This is a genomic window from Azoarcus sp. CIB, assembly GCF_001190925.1.
Classification (GTDB): domain Bacteria; phylum Pseudomonadota; class Gammaproteobacteria; order Burkholderiales; family Rhodocyclaceae; genus Aromatoleum.
The window spans coordinates 3,605,023-3,620,172 of the sequence record NZ_CP011072.1 but is presented as its reverse complement, the minus strand read 5'-3'; the positions used below and the strand labels follow the sequence as shown (position 1 = coordinate 3,620,172).

The 15,150-nt window shown below is 64.5% G+C and carries 15 protein-coding genes; 2 read left to right on the top strand and 13 right to left on the bottom strand.

What is annotated here, in order from left to right; all coding sequences use genetic code 11:
• Nucleotides 1-20: 20 nt before the first annotated feature.
• The 4 genes from rpoD to rpsU form a co-directional block, all read right to left on the bottom strand.
• On the bottom strand, nucleotides 21-2,012 hold the full coding sequence (gene rpoD / locus AzCIB_RS16115) for an RNA polymerase sigma factor RpoD (protein ID WP_050416820.1): 1,992 nt from the start codon (nucleotides 2,010-2,012) through the stop codon (nucleotides 21-23).
• 49 nt (nucleotides 2,013-2,061) lie between these two features.
• Nucleotides 2,062-3,888, bottom strand: a complete 1,827-nt coding sequence (gene dnaG / locus AzCIB_RS16110; RefSeq protein ID WP_050416819.1) for a DNA primase — start codon at nucleotides 3,886-3,888, stop codon at nucleotides 2,062-2,064.
• Nucleotides 3,889-3,921: 33 nt separating this feature from the next.
• A complete protein-coding gene (locus AzCIB_RS16105; protein WP_050416818.1) occupies nucleotides 3,922-4,368 on the bottom strand; it encodes a GatB/YqeY domain-containing protein in 447 nt (148 codons plus the stop codon).
• Nucleotides 4,369-4,465: 97 nt separating this feature from the next.
• A complete protein-coding gene (gene rpsU / locus AzCIB_RS16100) occupies nucleotides 4,466-4,678 on the bottom strand; it encodes a 30S ribosomal protein S21 (RefSeq protein WP_011238288.1) in 213 nt (70 codons plus the stop codon).
• 145 nt (nucleotides 4,679-4,823) lie between these two features.
• Here rpsU and tsaD point away from each other — a divergent pair, with 145 nt between their 5' ends.
• On the top strand, nucleotides 4,824-5,852 hold the full coding sequence (gene tsaD, locus AzCIB_RS16095) for a tRNA (adenosine(37)-N6)-threonylcarbamoyltransferase complex transferase subunit TsaD (protein WP_050416817.1): 1,029 nt from the start codon (nucleotides 4,824-4,826) through the stop codon (nucleotides 5,850-5,852).
• A 17-nt stretch (nucleotides 5,853-5,869) separates the two neighbouring features.
• On the opposite strand, the gene plsY is transcribed toward tsaD, so the two are convergent.
• On the bottom strand, nucleotides 5,870-6,463 hold the full coding sequence (gene plsY / locus AzCIB_RS16090; protein WP_050416816.1) for a glycerol-3-phosphate 1-O-acyltransferase PlsY: 594 nt from the start codon (nucleotides 6,461-6,463) through the stop codon (nucleotides 5,870-5,872).
• A 41-nt stretch (nucleotides 6,464-6,504) separates the two neighbouring features.
• Between plsY and AzCIB_RS16085 the strand changes: the two genes are divergently transcribed.
• Entirely contained in the window at nucleotides 6,505-6,882 is a 378-nt protein-coding gene (locus tag AzCIB_RS16085; protein ID WP_050416815.1) for a dihydroneopterin aldolase, read from the top strand.
• Nucleotides 6,883-6,924: 42 nt separating this feature from the next.
• Here the strand turns inward: AzCIB_RS16085 and AzCIB_RS16080 are convergent, their stop codons facing one another.
• The 8 genes from AzCIB_RS16080 to leuS all read right to left on the bottom strand — a co-directional run bounded on the left by AzCIB_RS16080 (nucleotide 6,925) and on the right by leuS (nucleotide 15,081).
• Nucleotides 6,925-7,290 carry an H-NS histone family protein gene (locus tag AzCIB_RS16080; protein WP_050416814.1) on the bottom strand — a complete coding sequence of 122 codons (366 nt, stop codon included), beginning with the start codon at nucleotides 7,288-7,290 and terminating at the stop codon, nucleotides 6,925-6,927.
• Nucleotides 7,291-7,463: 173 nt separating this feature from the next.
• The gene (locus AzCIB_RS16075) at nucleotides 7,464-7,952 is read right to left on the bottom strand and encodes an aminoacyl-tRNA deacylase (protein WP_050416813.1); all 489 of its coding nucleotides are present in this window, start codon (nucleotides 7,950-7,952) and stop codon (nucleotides 7,464-7,466) included.
• 52 nt (nucleotides 7,953-8,004) lie between these two features.
• Entirely contained in the window at nucleotides 8,005-8,919 is a 915-nt protein-coding gene (gene xerD / locus AzCIB_RS16070; protein WP_083447040.1) for a site-specific tyrosine recombinase XerD, read from the bottom strand.
• Nucleotides 8,916-9,413: a methylated-DNA--[protein]-cysteine S-methyltransferase gene (locus AzCIB_RS16065; protein ID WP_050418407.1), complete on the bottom strand. Its 498-nt coding sequence runs from the start codon at nucleotides 9,411-9,413 to the stop codon at nucleotides 8,916-8,918. Before AzCIB_RS16065 ends, xerD begins: the two co-directional genes overlap by 4 nt.
• Nucleotides 9,414-9,571: 158 nt before the next feature.
• Complete coding sequence (locus AzCIB_RS16060; protein ID WP_050416811.1) at nucleotides 9,572-10,849, bottom strand: glutamate-5-semialdehyde dehydrogenase; 1,278 nt, start codon at nucleotides 10,847-10,849, stop codon at nucleotides 9,572-9,574.
• A gap of 87 nt (nucleotides 10,850-10,936) precedes the next feature.
• On the bottom strand, nucleotides 10,937-11,944 hold the full coding sequence (gene holA, locus AzCIB_RS16055; RefSeq protein WP_050416810.1) for a DNA polymerase III subunit delta: 1,008 nt from the start codon (nucleotides 11,942-11,944) through the stop codon (nucleotides 10,937-10,939).
• The gene (locus AzCIB_RS16050) at nucleotides 11,941-12,447 is read right to left on the bottom strand and encodes an LPS-assembly lipoprotein LptE (protein WP_050416809.1); all 507 of its coding nucleotides are present in this window, start codon (nucleotides 12,445-12,447) and stop codon (nucleotides 11,941-11,943) included. The genes holA and AzCIB_RS16050 overlap by 4 nt, the downstream gene beginning before the upstream one ends.
• Before the next feature lie 12 nt (nucleotides 12,448-12,459).
• Nucleotides 12,460-15,081 (bottom strand): leucine--tRNA ligase, encoded by a 2,622-nt coding sequence (leuS, locus tag AzCIB_RS16045; protein WP_050416808.1) that lies wholly within the window; start codon nucleotides 15,079-15,081, stop codon nucleotides 12,460-12,462.
• Between the last annotated feature and the right edge of the window lie 69 nt (nucleotides 15,082-15,150).

Sequence of the window (15,150 nt, the reverse complement as noted above, 5' to 3'; positions counted from 1 at the left end):
CCGGAGCGGGCGCGGGGGCATCAGGCGTCGCTATCGAGGAAGCTGCGCAAGCGCTCCGAGCGGCTCGGGTGGCGCAGTTTGCGCAGGGCCTTGGCTTCGATCTGGCGGATGCGCTCGCGGGTGACGTCGAATTGCTTGCCGACTTCCTCGAGGGTGTGGTCGGTATTCATCTCGATGCCAAAGCGCATGCGCAGCACCTTCGCTTCGCGCGCGGTGAGGGAATCGAGCACTTCGCCGGTGGCGTCGCGCAGGCTGGAGTACATCGCCGCGTCGGCCGGGGCCAGCGTCGCCTGGTCCTCGATGAAGTCGCCCAGATGGGAGTCGTCGTCGTCGCCGATCGGCGTTTCCATCGAGATCGGCTCCTTGGAGATCTTCATGATCTTGCGGATCTTCTCCTCGGGCATCTCCATCTTCTCGGCGAGCGTCGCGGGATCCGGTTCCTGACCGGTCTCCTGCAGGATCTGCCGGCTGATGCGGTTCATCTTGTTGATCGTCTCGATCATATGAACCGGGATGCGGATCGTGCGCGCCTGGTCGGCGATCGAGCGGGTGATTGCCTGGCGGATCCACCACGTCGCGTAGGTCGAGAACTTGTAGCCGCGGCGGTATTCGAACTTGTCGACCGCCTTCATCAGGCCGATGTTGCCTTCCTGGATCAGGTCGAGGAACTGCAGGCCGCGGTTCGTGTACTTCTTCGCGATGGAAATCACGAGCCGCAGGTTCGCTTCGGTCATCTCGCGCTTGGCGCGGCGCATCTTGGCCTCGCCGGTCGACATCTGGCGGTTGATGTCCTTGAGCTCCTTGAGCGGAATACCGATGCGGGTCTGCAGGTCGATGAGCTTCTGCTGCTCTTCGAGCACTGCGGGATGCACGCGCATCAGTCCCTCGGCGTAGTTCTTGCCGACGCCGATCTCGTCCTTGAGCCAGTCGAGGTCGACTTCCTTGCCCGGGAAGACCTTGATGAAGTGCTGGCGCGGCATGCCGGCACGGTCCACGCACAGCTGCAGGATCTGGCGCTCATGGCCGCGCACCTGCTCGACCATGTGGCGCACGGAGTCGCACAGGCGTTCGATCGACTTGGCGGTGAAGCGGATGTTGAGGAGTTCGTCCGAAATCTGCTGCTGCAGCGAAAGGTAATTCGCGTCCTGCGAGCCACGGTCGGCGAGGGCGGCCATCTTGCGCTCGTTCAGTTCGCGGATGATCGCGAAGCGTGCGAGGGCTTCGTTCTTCAGTTGCAGGAGGGTTGCGGCGTTGGCGGCGGCTTCCTTTTCCTCGGAGCTTTCGTCGTCGTCTTCGACTTCGTCGGCGCTCTCCTCGTCCTCGGCGTCCTCGTCGCCCTCTTCGGCCTCGGACATGGCCGCTTCCTCTTCGGCAGAGGCAGCGTTCGGATCGATCAGGCCATCGACGAGTTCGTCGATGCGCATTTCGTCCTGCGCGACTTTGTCGGTGAGCCCCAACATTTCGACGATGGTGGTCGGGCACGCGGAGATCGCCTGGACCATGTGGCGCAACCCGTCTTCGATCCGCTTGGCGATCTCGATTTCGCCTTCACGGGTGAGCAGTTCGACGGTGCCCATTTCGCGCATGTACATGCGCACGGGATCGGTGGTGCGCCCGAATTCTGAGTCGACCGATGACAGCGCCTGTTCCGCTTCCTCCTCCGCGACGTCTTCGTCCACCGTGCTCGGCACGGCGTCCGACATCAGCAGATCTTCGGCAGCCGGGGCCGCATCGAAGACCCGGATGCCCATGTTGTTGAAGGTCGCGATGATGCCTTCGATCTGCTCGGCATCGGCGACGTCGTCAGGAAGGTGGTCGCTGATCTCGGCGTAGGTGAGGTAGCCGCGCTCCTTGCCGAGCGTGATCAGGGTCTTGAGGCGGGTCCTGCGGATTTCGGCGTCGACGGGCCCGAGTTCAGGCCCTTCGGCGATCAGAACGGCCTTGTCCTTGGCCTTGGAGGCACGTCCTTTGGGGCTATCCTTGCGCGAATCCTTGGTTTTTTCGCGGGCCATGGCACTCCTTGAATCGGGCGAAAGATGAATTGGGTAACCTGCAATTATACTAAACGTCCAGCGTTTTGCGGACGTTGACAAGGCTCATTTTTTCGAGCAGCAGTTCCGCGAGGCGATGCCTGTCGATCGGCGAAAGTCCCGACTCGCGCTCCTGCGCTGTCAGGGCAACGATCTCGCGGGTGATTGCATTGGCGTGGAGCTTGTTCAGGGTGTCTTCGAAGAGGATCTCGACGACGTCCTCGCCAAATTCCGCGTCGACCAGTTCCGCCGCCACGCGCGCCAGTGTGTCGGCGTGAGGGGTGTCGCGGAACTGTTCGACCAGCGCGCCCAGTCCGACGTTCATCGCCAGGTCGCCGGTGCTCGACAGATCGATGATCGCGACCAAGGCTTGGCCTTCGGCGGTATGGACGGGGATGAGGTCGACCGGCAGCCGTGCGGCCCATGCGGGATGCTGCAGGACGAGGCGCAGGAGGGTGTTTGCTTCCGAGGGGGGGCGTCGGCGCTGGCGGTTCGGGGGCGGGGCGGGGAAGCCCGGAGGGCTGCGGTCACGCCAGCCGTCGAATCCGGCCTCGCGCGATTGGCGCGAGGTGCTTTGTACTTTGAGGCCGAAGGCCGTTTCTACTTCGTTCTGGCTGAATCCCGAGGTGTCTGCGATCGCTTTGATGATCTGCAGGCGCAGCATCGGCGCCGCGATGCGGGTGACCAGGGGCTTCGCATCATGCACGAGCCGGGCGCGCCCTTCGGCGGTGTCGAGCGGGCATTCGGCGCGCAGTTCGTTGAGCAGAAAGGCCGTCAGCGGTGTGGCGTCGTGAGCGGCCTGATTGAACGCTTCGGCGCCGTACTCGCGAACGAAGGAGTCCGGGTCGTGCCGTTCGGGCAGGAACAGGAAGGCCAGCGTAACGTCGTCGCGTAGCGCCTCGAGTGCGGACTCGAGCGCGCGCCGTGCCGCCTTGCGTCCCGCGTTGTCGCCATCGAAGCAGAAAACGATGCGCTGCGACTGGCGCAGCAGCGTGTTGATGTGATGCGGGGTGGTCGCGGTGCCGAGGGTCGCGACGGCATTGGCGACGCCGAATTGCGCCAGCGCGACGACGTCCATGTAGCCTTCGACGACAATCGAGTAGCCGGCGTCGCGGATCGCTTTCTGGGCCTGAGGAAGACCGTACAGTTCGCGTCCCTTCTCGAACAGCGGGGTTTCGGGGGAGTTGAGGTACTTCGGTTCGCCCGTGTCGAGGACCCGTCCGCCGAACGCGATGATGCGCCCGCGGCGGTCCTGGATCGGGAACATGATGCGGTTGCGGAAGCGGTCGTAGCGGCGCCCGGCGTCGTTCTCTATCACCAGGCCGGCGTCGAGCAGGGGTCTGGCGTCGTAGTTCGGAAAAGTGTCGCGCAGGGCTTGCCAGTCGTCGGGTGCGAAGCCGATGCCGAAGCGAGCGGCGATCTCGCCTGACACGCCGCGCCGTTTGAGGTAGTCGATCGCGGCTGGCGCGGTCTTGAGTTGTTCGCGATAGAAGCGGGCGGCTGCCGTCATCGCTTCGATCAGTCCGTCATGAGCTGACGCCGCTTCGGGGCGGAAGCCGGGGCGGTTTTCCTGCGGAACCTGCAGTCCTGCGTAGGATGCGAGTTCCTTGACCGCTTCCACGAACGAGAGTCCGCTATATTCCATCAGGAAGCCGACGGCGCTGCCGTGTGCGCCGCAGCCGAAGCAGTGGTAGAACTGCTTGCTCGGGCTGACGGAGAACGATGCGGACTTCTCCCCGTGGAAGGGGCAGCAGGCGAAGTAGTTCGCGCCGCTCTTCTTCAGGGTGAGATGGCGTTCGATGACATCGACAATGTCGACGCGCGTGAGCAGGTCCTGGATGAACGACTGCGGGATCATGGTTGCCGCCGCCCGCGTTCGGGCGGTAGGTGCTCAGGCCGAGAGTCTGGCGCGAACCCTGCGCGAGGCTTCCGCCATGTCCGCACGTCCGGCAAGGCGAGTCTTGAGTTGCGGCATCACGCGGCCCAGGTCGGCAATGCCGGTGGCTCCGGCATCGGCGATGGCTGCAGCGATCTCGGCGTCGAGTTCTGCGTCCGACAGTTGGGCGGGTAGATAGGCTGACAGCACGTCGATCTCGAACCGCTCGTTGGCGGCGAGGTCGGGGCGGTTTGCGGCGTCGTACTGGGTCGCGGAATCACGGCGCTGTTTGACCAGTTTCTCGACCGTGCCCTGGATCCCGGTGTCGTCGAGTTCGATCCGGTCGTCGATCTCGCGCTGCTTGATCGCAGCGATAAGCAGCCGCACGGCGGAAAGACGTGCGCTGTCTTTGGCGCGCAGGGCGGCCTTCATGTCGTCCTGAATGCGTTGCATGAGAGACATGGACAATGCTCCGAATGGAAATGCAAAAGCCACGCCGGGCGCAAGTCGAATGACTTGCGCCCGGCGTGGATGACCGGCTGCTGGACCCGGAAGGGGATCAGTACAGCTTCGGCGGCAGGGTCTGGCTGCGCAGGCGCTTGTGGTTGCGCTTCACGGCGGCGGCCGACTTGCGCTTACGCTCCGCGGTGGGCTTTTCGTAGAACTCGCGGGCGCGCAGCTCGGTCAGCAAACCGGTTTTTTCGATGGTGCGCTTGAAGCGGCGAATGGCGACTTCAAACGGCTCGTTCTCCTTGACGCGGATACCCGGCATTGCGAACTTCCTTGTGTGTCTGGTAGGCGGAAAGCGCGGATTATATCCGTTCGATTCCGACAAGCCAAGTACAAACTTAGCTTTCGAATTGCCGGCCCGTTAGAATGGTGTTCTGTCCGATCGGCGAGGCTGTTGACTGCAAATCATGAGAGTTCTGGGAATCGAAAGCTCCTGCGATGAAACGGGGGTGGCGGTGTACGACGTCGAGGCGGGGCTGCTCGGGCATTGCTTGCATTCGCAGATTGATCTGCATGCGACATATGGCGGCGTCGTTCCGGAGCTGGCTTCGCGCGACCATATCCGCCGACTTCCGGTCCTCGTGCGGCAGGCGCTTGCCGAGTCCGGCTGCGGTCTCGCGCAGATCGATGCGATCGCCTACACGGCCGGGCCGGGTCTCGCAGGGGCACTGCTGGTCGGGGCGAGCTATGCGGAGGCGCTCGGGATGTCGCTGGGCGTGCCGGTGCTGCCGGTGCACCACCTCGAGGGGCATCTGCTGTCGCCGCTGCTGTCCGCGGATCCGCCCGAGTTTCCGTTCGTGGCGCTGCTGGTTTCGGGCGGACACACCCAGCTCATGCAGGTGACGGGCGTGGGGGAGTACGTGCTGCTGGGCGAGTCGCTCGACGATGCTGCGGGCGAAGCGTTCGACAAGACGGCCAAGCTGATCGGCCTGGGATATCCCGGCGGCCCGCAGCTGGCCGCGCTTGCGGAACGCGGGCGCCCGGGACGGTTCCGTCTTCCGCGGCCGATGCTTAGGTCGGGGGATCTCGATTTCAGCTTCAGCGGTCTGAAGACCGCGGTGCTGAACGTCGTTTCCGGCCCGGAGTGGGAGCCTGAGGATGCCGCGGATCTGGCAGCCGACTTTCAGGATTCGGTGGTCGAGGTGCTGTGCGCAAAGGCGCTCAAGGCTTTGGAGTTGGTCGGCTTGGCGCGACTGGTGGTGGCCGGAGGCGTCGGCGCGAACCGGCAGTTGCGCCAGCGTCTCGATGCGGCGACGCGGCGCAAGGGTTGGCGGGTGTATTACCCGGAACCGGAGCTGTGCACGGACAACGGAGCGATGATCGCATTTGCCGGCGCGCGCCGGCTGGCGGCCGGCGAGGTGCCCGGCGTGGCTCGTGCGGTCAGGATTCATCCGCGCTGGCCCCTGGCGGCGCTGCGCGCGCCTGGGGCGGTCTGAGGCGGATCGAGCGGATTTCAGGCCTTGCGGCCGCCGATGCGGCCCTCGGTGCCGTTGAGCAGTTTGCGGATGTTGGAGCTGTGCCGCCAGATCAGGATTGCTGCGACGAGCGCGAGAATGCCGACCACCGGGGTCGGACCGAGCAGGATGTAGCCGGCGAGGGGCGTGGCCAGTGCGGCGCACAGTGCGGCGGCAGATGAGTAGCGCGTCGTGAATGCGATCGCGAGCCAGGTCGCCAGTGCGGACAATGCGACCCATCCGTTGATTCCGAACAGCACGCCGAGCGCCGTTGCCACGCCCTTGCCGCCGTTGAAGCGCAGGAACACGCTGAAGACATGTCCTAGGAAAGCTGCGAGTCCGGCGAGGGCGGAATCGGTGGCGTCGAAGCCCAGCCGGGCTGCGCCCCAGACGGCGAGCCATCCCTTGGCGCAGTCGCCCAAGAGGGTCATCAGCGCGGCGGCCTTGTTACCGCTGCGCAGGACGTTGGTCGCGCCCGGGTTGCCGGAGCCGTACTTGCGTGGGTCGGCGAGGCCGAAAATGCGGCTGGAAACGATGGCGAAGGGAATGGAGCCGAGCAGGTAGGCGGCCAGTAACAAAGGCAGCAGGGTCATTTTTTCACCTAGAATTGCCGCGATTCTAATCGGGAAGCGACATGGATTTCATTTTCATCGAGGAGTTGAGGGTTCAGGCTTGGGTCGGTATCTATTCGCGCGAAAAGGCCGCACCGCAGACGCTGGAGCTCAACCTGACGTTCGGGGTCCCTGATTCGGCGGCGGAGCAGGACGACATCGCCGACACGATCGACTATGCGGAAGTGATCGAGCGAATCCACAAGGAGCTCGGCGAGCGCCACTTCAACCTGATAGAAACCCTCGGAGAGTTCGTCGTGAAACTGCTGTTCGACGAATTCGGCGCCCCCTGGGTGAAGATCCGCATCGCCAAGCTGGGCGTCATGAAAGGGGTTCGGCGAGTCGGAGTGTATATCCAGCGCGGCCGGGAGGGGATTTCCCTTCCCCCGGCCACGAGCTGAAAGAGGAAGCCTTGACCGGGGCACCGAGTGCCCCGAATCGGCTTACTTCGCTGCGACTGCCTCGAGCTCGGCGAGCGGCTTGTTTTGGGCAAGCCAGTCGATTACCCACTGCGGCTTGCGGCCGCGGCCGCTCCAGCCGATTCCCGGATTTGCCGGGTTGCGGTATTTCACGGCGACAGGGGCGGTCTTCTTGACGGCGGTTTTCGCCTTGCGCTTGGCGGGTGCGTTCTTTTCTTCCGCGGCAGCGTTGGGCAGCAGGTCGCTCAGCGACAGGCCTTCTTCAGCAGCCATCTTCTGCATTTTCTTGAGGAGATCGCGGCGGGCGGAATCGCTGCGTCGACGGATCTCCGTTTCGACCTTGGATTGCAGTCGGCGCAATTCGGTCAGCGACATCTTGGCCAGTTCCATGTTTTCTCCGGTTTCAATTGTTATTGATCTGATACGTGATCTGGACAACCGTCCTCGTCCGCGTTGCGGGTAACGGAGCGTTCGGATGATTGGCTGCGCATATTCTGCCAGCAATTCCGGGGAATTAGAATCGGGAAATGGATTGAAATCGAAATCGGTGTCAGGTGACTGCGTTAAATGGATGCATTGACCAGCTCCGGTTGCAATACCCGCATTATCTCGTGGGGGCTGACTCCGACCAGAAAGCCGCGCCGGCCTCCATTGATATAGACGAGCGGGAGGTCGAGAATCGTCCTTTCCATGTATATGGGCATGCGTTTGCGCAAGCCGAAGGGCGAGGTGCCGCCGACGAGATAGCCGGAGTGCCGGTTGGCGGTTTCCGGGGCGCACGGTTCTACGCGTTTTCTGGCCGTCTGGCGCGCGAGCTCCTTGGTCGATACCTTACGGTCGCCATGCATCAGCACGATCAGCGGCGCGGCATTTTCATCTTCCATGACCAATGTTTTGACTACCGCGTGCTCCGGAACATTGAGTTCGCGCGAGGATACTTTCGTGCCGCCGTGTGCCTCGTAATCATAAAGATGTGCGGAGAAGGCGACGGAGTGCTGCCTGAGGAAACGCGTGGCCGGCGTTTCGGGGGCGTGCGCATCCTGTTTGCTCATGACGGTGCTCCGGATTTCGTATTGACGTTGAAGGAGTATTTGAGGAAATGGTTCATCCACGCGGGTGATGTCGCGCATGCAGTGCTTTCAGGCGTTCGCGCGCGACATGTGTGTAGACCTGGGTGGTCGATATGTCGGCGTGGCCCAGGAGCATCTGCACGACGCGCAAATCGGCGCCGTGGTTGAGCAGGTGGGTCGCGAAGGCGTGGCGTAGCGTGTGGGGCGAGATGCTTTCGGCGGGAATTCCGGAAGTTATTGCGTACTGCTTTATGATGCGCCAGAACATCTGGCGCGTCATTCCGCTGCCGCGCCGGCTGACGAAGACATCGTCGCTGCTCTTTCCCGCGAGCAGGACGGGGCGGGCATCCCGGAGATAGCGAGCTAGCCAGTCGATCGCTTCTTCGCCGAGCGGAACCAGCCGTTCCTTGCTGCCTTTTCCCATTACCCGGACGACGCCGTCGGAAAGGCTCGTGGAAAATATCTTGAGTCCGACGAGTTCCGAAACCCGCAATCCGGTGGCATAAAGCACTTCCAGCATGCTGCGATCGCGCAGGCCGAAGGGGTTGTCGACATCGGGGGCAGCGAGGAGCCAGTCGATCTGGCTCTCGCTGAGGGTTTTGGGGAAGCGCTCGGTGCGCATCGGCGGATCGAGCAGCGTGGTGGGATCGTCCGCAATGCGTCCCTGCAAGAGCAGGTGGCGGTAGTAGCGGCGCCAGGCGGCGAGCAGGCGTCGCTGGCTGGCTGGTCGGGACCGCCGGCTGAATTCGGCGAGGTAGGCGGCCAGGTCGGGCGCACGGGCATATGGGAGCTGTGCGCCTCGTTCCTGGAGCCAGAATGCGAAGAGGGCGAGGTCGCTGCGATACCCGGCGAGGGTGTTGCGCGACAGTCCGTGTTCGAGCCACATCGCGTCGTTGAAACTGTCGAGCTCGGCCCGGGTGCCGATGTCGAGGTGGTGCTCGATGCTCACCGGCTGGCCTCGAACCGCAGCAGCCACCGTTTGGTGTCGAGCAGGTAGCCGCCAGTCGAATTGGCAAAGCCGCCGAGGCCCCCTCCGGCGGCCACCACGCGGTGACAGGGGACGACAATGGGAAAGGGGTTGGCTCCGCAGGCCTGGCCAACGGCGCGGGCCGCGCTGCCGAGTTCGCTCGCGATGCTGCCGTAATTGCGATGAGTGCCGCGCGGAATTGTCGCGATTGCGGCCCATACGCGGCGCTGGAATGGTGTCCCCGATTCTGCCAGTGGTAGGTCGAATGCACGATCCGGATCGTCCAGCCAAGCTGTGATCTGAGCCGCTGCCTGCTCTGCCAGTGCGGTTTCGGGTGCCAGGGTGGGCGTGTCGGGAGGTAGGAACCGCAGTTCGAGAATTCGATCCGCGTCCGCGCGAATGCCAAAACCGCCGAAGGGAAGTTCGAGGATAGCCGAGAACCGCAAAGACGGAGTGTCGAGCTTATTCGCGTTCATTCGATTGCGGCCGTGCATGGCCGGGGTTTGCCGTTCTGGGTATCGGTATCGTCCGATACGGTTGCGTGACACGACGTAAACGAGAACGCCCGTGCGTACACGGGCGTTTTCCTGCAGCGGAAGTGTACGAGCGCGTGTTCAAATGAGGGGAAGATGGGTCACCGGCGCGTTTCCCCGTTGCCGAACACGATCCACTTCTGGCTCGTCAAGCCTTCGAGGCCGACCGGGCCCCGTGCGTGGATCTTGTCGGTGGAGATGCCGATTTCGGCGCCCAATCCGTATTCGAAGCCGTCGGCAAAGCGCGTCGAGGCATTGACCATTACCGACGACGAATCGACCTCGCGCAGGAAACGCATCGCGCGGGTGTAGTTCTCGGTGATGATCGCCTCGGTATGCCCCGAGCTGAAGGTATTGATGTGCGCGATCGCCTCGTCGATATTCGACACCACCTTGATCGCGATGATCGGCGCGAGGTATTCCTCGCTCCAGTCCTGCTCGGTCGCAGTGACGAGGCGGGCGTCGGGGATGGCGGCGTCGCGCAGGATAGCGAGCGATTCGCTGCAGCCGCGCATTTCGACTTCCTTGGCGGCGAGCATGCGGGCGATCTCCGGCAGGAAGCGGCTTGCCACGGCGCGGTCGATGATCAGTGACTCAGCGGTATTGCAGGTGCCGTAGCGCTGCGTTTTGGCGTTTTCGACGATGGGCACGACCTTGGCGGGATCAGCCTCGGTTTCGACATAGACGTGGCAGTTGCCGTCGAGATGCTTGATCACCGGCACGCGCGCTTCGCGTGAGACCCGCTCGATCAGCCCTTTGCCGCCACGTGGAACGATGACGTCGACGAATTCCGGCATCGTGATGAGGTGACCCACGGCGGCCCGGTCGGTGGTGTCCACGACCTGGACCGCAGTTTCCGGCAGGCCTGCGGCGGCGAGGCCGGCGCGCACGCAGGCGGCGATCGCCTGGTTGCAGTGCAGGGCTTCCTTGCCGCCACGCAGGATCGCAGCGTTGCCGGACTTCAGGCACAGGGCTGCCGCATCGGCGGTGACGTTGGGGCGCGCCTCGTAGATGATGCCGATGACCCCGAGGGGAACGCGCATCTTGCCGACCTGGATGCCGGAGGGGCGGCGCTTGACGTCCGTGATCTCGCCAACCGGGTCGGGCAGCGCCGCGACCTGTTCCAGGCCTTGGGCCATCGCTTCGATGCCCTTTGCGTTGAGGGTGAGGCGGTCGATCATCGCCGGCTCGAGTCCGGCTGCGCGAGCTTCTTCGAGGTCGCGCGCATTCGCGGCGAGAAGCTCCTCGCGGCGCTCGCGGATTGCGGCGGCCATCGCGCATAGAGCCGCATTCTTGTCGGCGGTCGATGCGCGGGCGAGCTGGCGCGAAGCGGCGCGGGCCTGGCGGCCTAGCGTCTGCATGTATTCCTGAATGTCCATGGAGATTCCGGTGTTGCCGTGCAAAAGAGCATTAGAGCACCGAACGGTGCCGCGCGGCCAGTGCCGGAAACAGCATGCGGGAAACAGTTAGCGGCGGACGAGTCTGAGCGCGAGCTGGAGGAATTCGTCCCACACGTCGCCGGGGGCAAGGCCCTTGATGATGCGGTCGATGCGCGCGGCGTGCAGCAGCGCGGCGCGCAGCAGCGCCGGCTTGAGGCGCGGCAGCGCGCGCTGGATCGCCTGGCGGCGCCGTTCGTCGAAGACGCGCTCGGCCTTGAGCAGGGCCGGTAGTTGCTGGCCGGACGCGACGCCGGAGCTGAGGTTTGCGAGCGTGCGGATTTCGTTCGCGAGCGCCCATAGCACGAGCGGTGGAGCCGATCCCTCGCCCTGCAGGCCTTCGAGCAGGCGCGTGCAGCGCACGGGGTCGCCTTCAAGCAGCGCGTGGCGTAGTTTGTCGATGTCGTAGCGCGCGACGTTGAGGACCGCGTCCTGCACGTGTTCCAGCGTCAGGCGTCCTTCCCCGTGCAGCAGGCCCAGCTTGAGGATCTCCTGGTGCGCCGCGAGGAGGTTGCCTTCGACGTGCTCGGCAATGAAGGCGAGCGCCTCGGCCGGCGCCGACTGATTCTGGCGCGCGAGACGGCCGGCGATCCATTCCGGCAGTCGCTCGCGTTCGGGGGCGTTGAGCTCGACCGCGATGCCGGCATCGCACAGGACTGTAAACCAAGATGCTTTGCGCGCAGCCCAGTCGAGTTCGGGCAGGGTGATGAGGGTGACGATGCCGCCGCCGGGGTTGCGCGCATGCCGTTGCAGTGCGTCGCCGCCCTCGCGGCCGGGCTTCCCATTGGGGATGCGCAGGTCGATGAGCTTGGAGCCGCCGAAAAGCGAGAAATTGCCGGCCGCCGCGCTCAGGCTGTCCCAGCGGAACCCTTGTCCGACGACCAGCGTTTCCCTTTCCTCGAAGCCCTGGCGGCGGGCCGCCGCGCGGATCAGGTCGGCCGCTTCAAGTACGAGCAGCGGCTCGTTGCCATGCAGCAGATAAAGCGGGGCGAGCGGCTTGTCGAGGAGGGCGGGCAGTTGGTCCGGACGCAGGATCACGGTTTGACGACAGCGAGTCGGCGCATGAGCTGGTCGACGAGGTCACCCTGCATGTCACGGTAGAGCAGGGCTTCTTCCTGTTCTTTGGCGAGCACCTGCGAATCGTCGTAGGTGTATTCGCGCTTGGCCGAAATCGTGGTCGGCCGGATGCGTTCGGTGCCCGCGCGGTCGACCAGCCGGAAGGTGAGGACGTGGCGCAGTTCGTACTCGCGCACCTTGCCTGCCCCCGTCAGGGTGAGGATCTCGCGCTCGGGTTGATTGCGCAGGATCTCGAGCTTCACCTCGGCCTTGGCCGGGTCGTCGACGATTTCTGTCGTGCCGCTGGTGCGAATGCGCCGGCGCAGCGCAGCGCCGAACTCGCTCTGGGCGCTGACGCCGACATGGATGGTCGAGAACGCGAGCGGACGTGGCCCGCGCAACTGGAATCCGCAGCCGGCCAGCGGCGCTACGGCGAGGGCGCCGAAGGCCAGCAGCAGGCTGCGGCGGGAGCGGGAAGGGGGCATCCGCAGGAGTCCTCAGACCACGATGTTGACGAGACGGCCGGGCACGACCACGACCTTGCGCGGCGGCTTGCCTTCCATGAATTTCTGCGCCGCCTCGGAGGCCAGCGCGATCGCCTCGATCTGCGACGAGCTTGCGTCCGCTGCCACCTTGATGTTGCCGCGCAGCTTGCCATTGACCTGCAGCACGAGGTCGAGCTCGTCCTGCTTGAGTGCGGCGTCCGACGGTTCCGGCCAGCTCGCGTCGAGGATGTCGCCGGCGAAGCCGCAGTCTTGCCACAGTGCGTGCGCGACGTGCGGTGTGATCGGGGCGAGCAGCCGCAGCAGGATCGACAGGCCTTCCTCGGCGACTTCGGCGTGGGCGGCGCCGTTGTCGCGCGGAGCCTTTTCGAGTGCGTTGAGGGTCTTCATCGCCGCCGAGACGACGGTGTTGAACTGGTGCTTGCCGAAGTCGTAGTTCGCCTGCTTGAGGCAGGTGTGGATCTCGCGGCGCACGGACGCGAGGGCGTCGGGCAGCTGGGCGGTCGCAAGCGTGCGCGTGGCCGGGAGCTGTGCGCGGAATTCGTTGGCGAAGCTGTGGCCGAAAGCCCACACGCGCCGCAGGAAGCGATAGGCGCCCTCGACGCCGGAATCGGACCATTCAAGCTGCTGGTCTGGTGGCGCGGCGAAGATGATGAACAGGCGCGCGGTGTCGGCGCCGTACTGATCGACCAGGGCTTGCGGATCGACGCCGTTGTTCTTCGACTTCGACATCTTCTCGGTGCCGCCGATGACGACCGGCTGGCCGTCGGCGGCGAGTTTCGCCACGGCGATGCGGCCCTTGTCGTCACGTTCGATCTGGACGTCGGCGGGGTTGATCCACTGTTTCTTGCCGCCGTCGGCGTCGCGATAGTAGGTCTCGGCGACGACCATGCCTTGAGTGAGCAGGTTCGTGAAGGGCTCGGAGACGTTCACCAAGCCTTCGTCGCGCATCGCGCGGGTGAAGAAGCGCGAGTAGAGCAGGTGCAGGATCGCGTGCTCGATGCCGCCGATGTACTGGTCGACCGGCGCCCAGTAGTTCACGCGTCCGTCGACCATCGCTTTGTCGTTGTCGGGCGAGGCATAGCGCAGGAAGTACCACGAGGACTCGACGAAGGTGTCCATCGTGTCGGTCTCGCGGCGAGCGGGCTTGCCGCACTGCGGGCAGCTGCACTGGTAGAACTCAGGCATTTTCGCGAGCGGTGAGCCGCGGCCGGTAACTTCGACATTTTCAGGCAGCACCACCGGCAGTTGCTCGTCCGGTACTGGCACATTGCCGCAGTCGTCGCAGTTGATCATCGGGATCGGGCAGCCCCAGTAGCGCTGGCGCGAGATGCCCCAGTCGCGCAGGCGATACTGCGTGCGCTTGGCGCCGAGGCCCTTTTCCGCAAGATCGGCGGAAATCGCGTCGACGGCATCCTGGAAGTGCAGGCCATCGTACTTTCCGGAATTCACGAGACGGCCGTGCTCGCTGTAGGCGTCCTGCCACGGCGCGGTGGTGTCGAGATAGGCATCGCGCGTGGAGCCCACGACCATCCGGATCGGCAGGTGGTATTTCATCGCAAACGCGAAGTCGCGCTCGTCGTGCGCCGGAACGGCCATGACCGCGCCTTCGCCGTACCCCATCAGCACGTAGTTCGCGACCCAGACGTCCATGAACTCGCCGGAGATCGGATGGACGACGCGCAGGCCGGTCGGCATGCCCTTCTTCTCCATCGTCGCGAGGTCGGCCTCGGCGACGCCGCCGTGGCGGCATTCGTCGATGAATGCGGCGAGTTCCGGGTTGTTCGCCGCCGCCTGCAGCGCAAGTGGGTGCTCGGCCGCAACGGCGACGTAAGTCGCACCCATGAGCGTGTCGGCGCGGGTGGTGAACACCTTCAGGACGCCGGATTTGCCGATCGTCGACAGGTCGTAGGGGAAATGCACTTCGACGCCTTCGGAACGGCCGATCCAGTTCTTCTGCATCAGCTTGACCTGCTCGGGCCAGCCGGGCAGGGCGTCGAGCGCGTCGAGAAGTTCATCCGCGTAAGCGGTGATCTTCATGTAATACATGGGGATTTCGCGCTTTTCGACGACGGCGCCGCTGCGCCAGCCCTTGCCGTCGATGACCTGCTCGTTGGCGAGCACGGTCTCGTCGACCGGATCCCAGTTCACGGTGCCGAGCTTCTTGTAGATCAGGCCCTTCTTGTACAAGCGCGTGAACAGCCACTGTTCCCAGCGGTAGTAGTCGGGTTTGCAGGTGGCGAGTTCGCGGGACCAGTCGATCGCGAAACCGAGACGCTTGAGCTGCGCCTTCATGTAGTCGATGTTCGCGTAGGTCCACTTTGCCGGCGGCACGTTGTTCTGGATCGCGGCGTTCTCGGCCGGCATGCCGAAGGCGTCCCAGCCCATCGGTTGCAGGACGTTGTAGCCGCGCATGCGGTGGTAGCGCGCGAGCACGTCGCCGATCGTGTAGTTGCGCACGTGGCCCATGTGCAGCTTGCCCGACGGGTAGGGGAACATGCTCAGGCAGTAGTACTTGGGCTTGCCCGCGTCTTCGGTGACGCGGAAGGCCTGGGCGGATTCCCAGTGCTGCTGGGCGGCGGATTCGACCGTGGCGGGGGTGTATTTGTCCTGCATTTGCGGGCGAGAGTCGAGACGTGGAAAACGCGCGAGTATACCGCGAAGCCGTTGAGCCTCGTGCGGCGT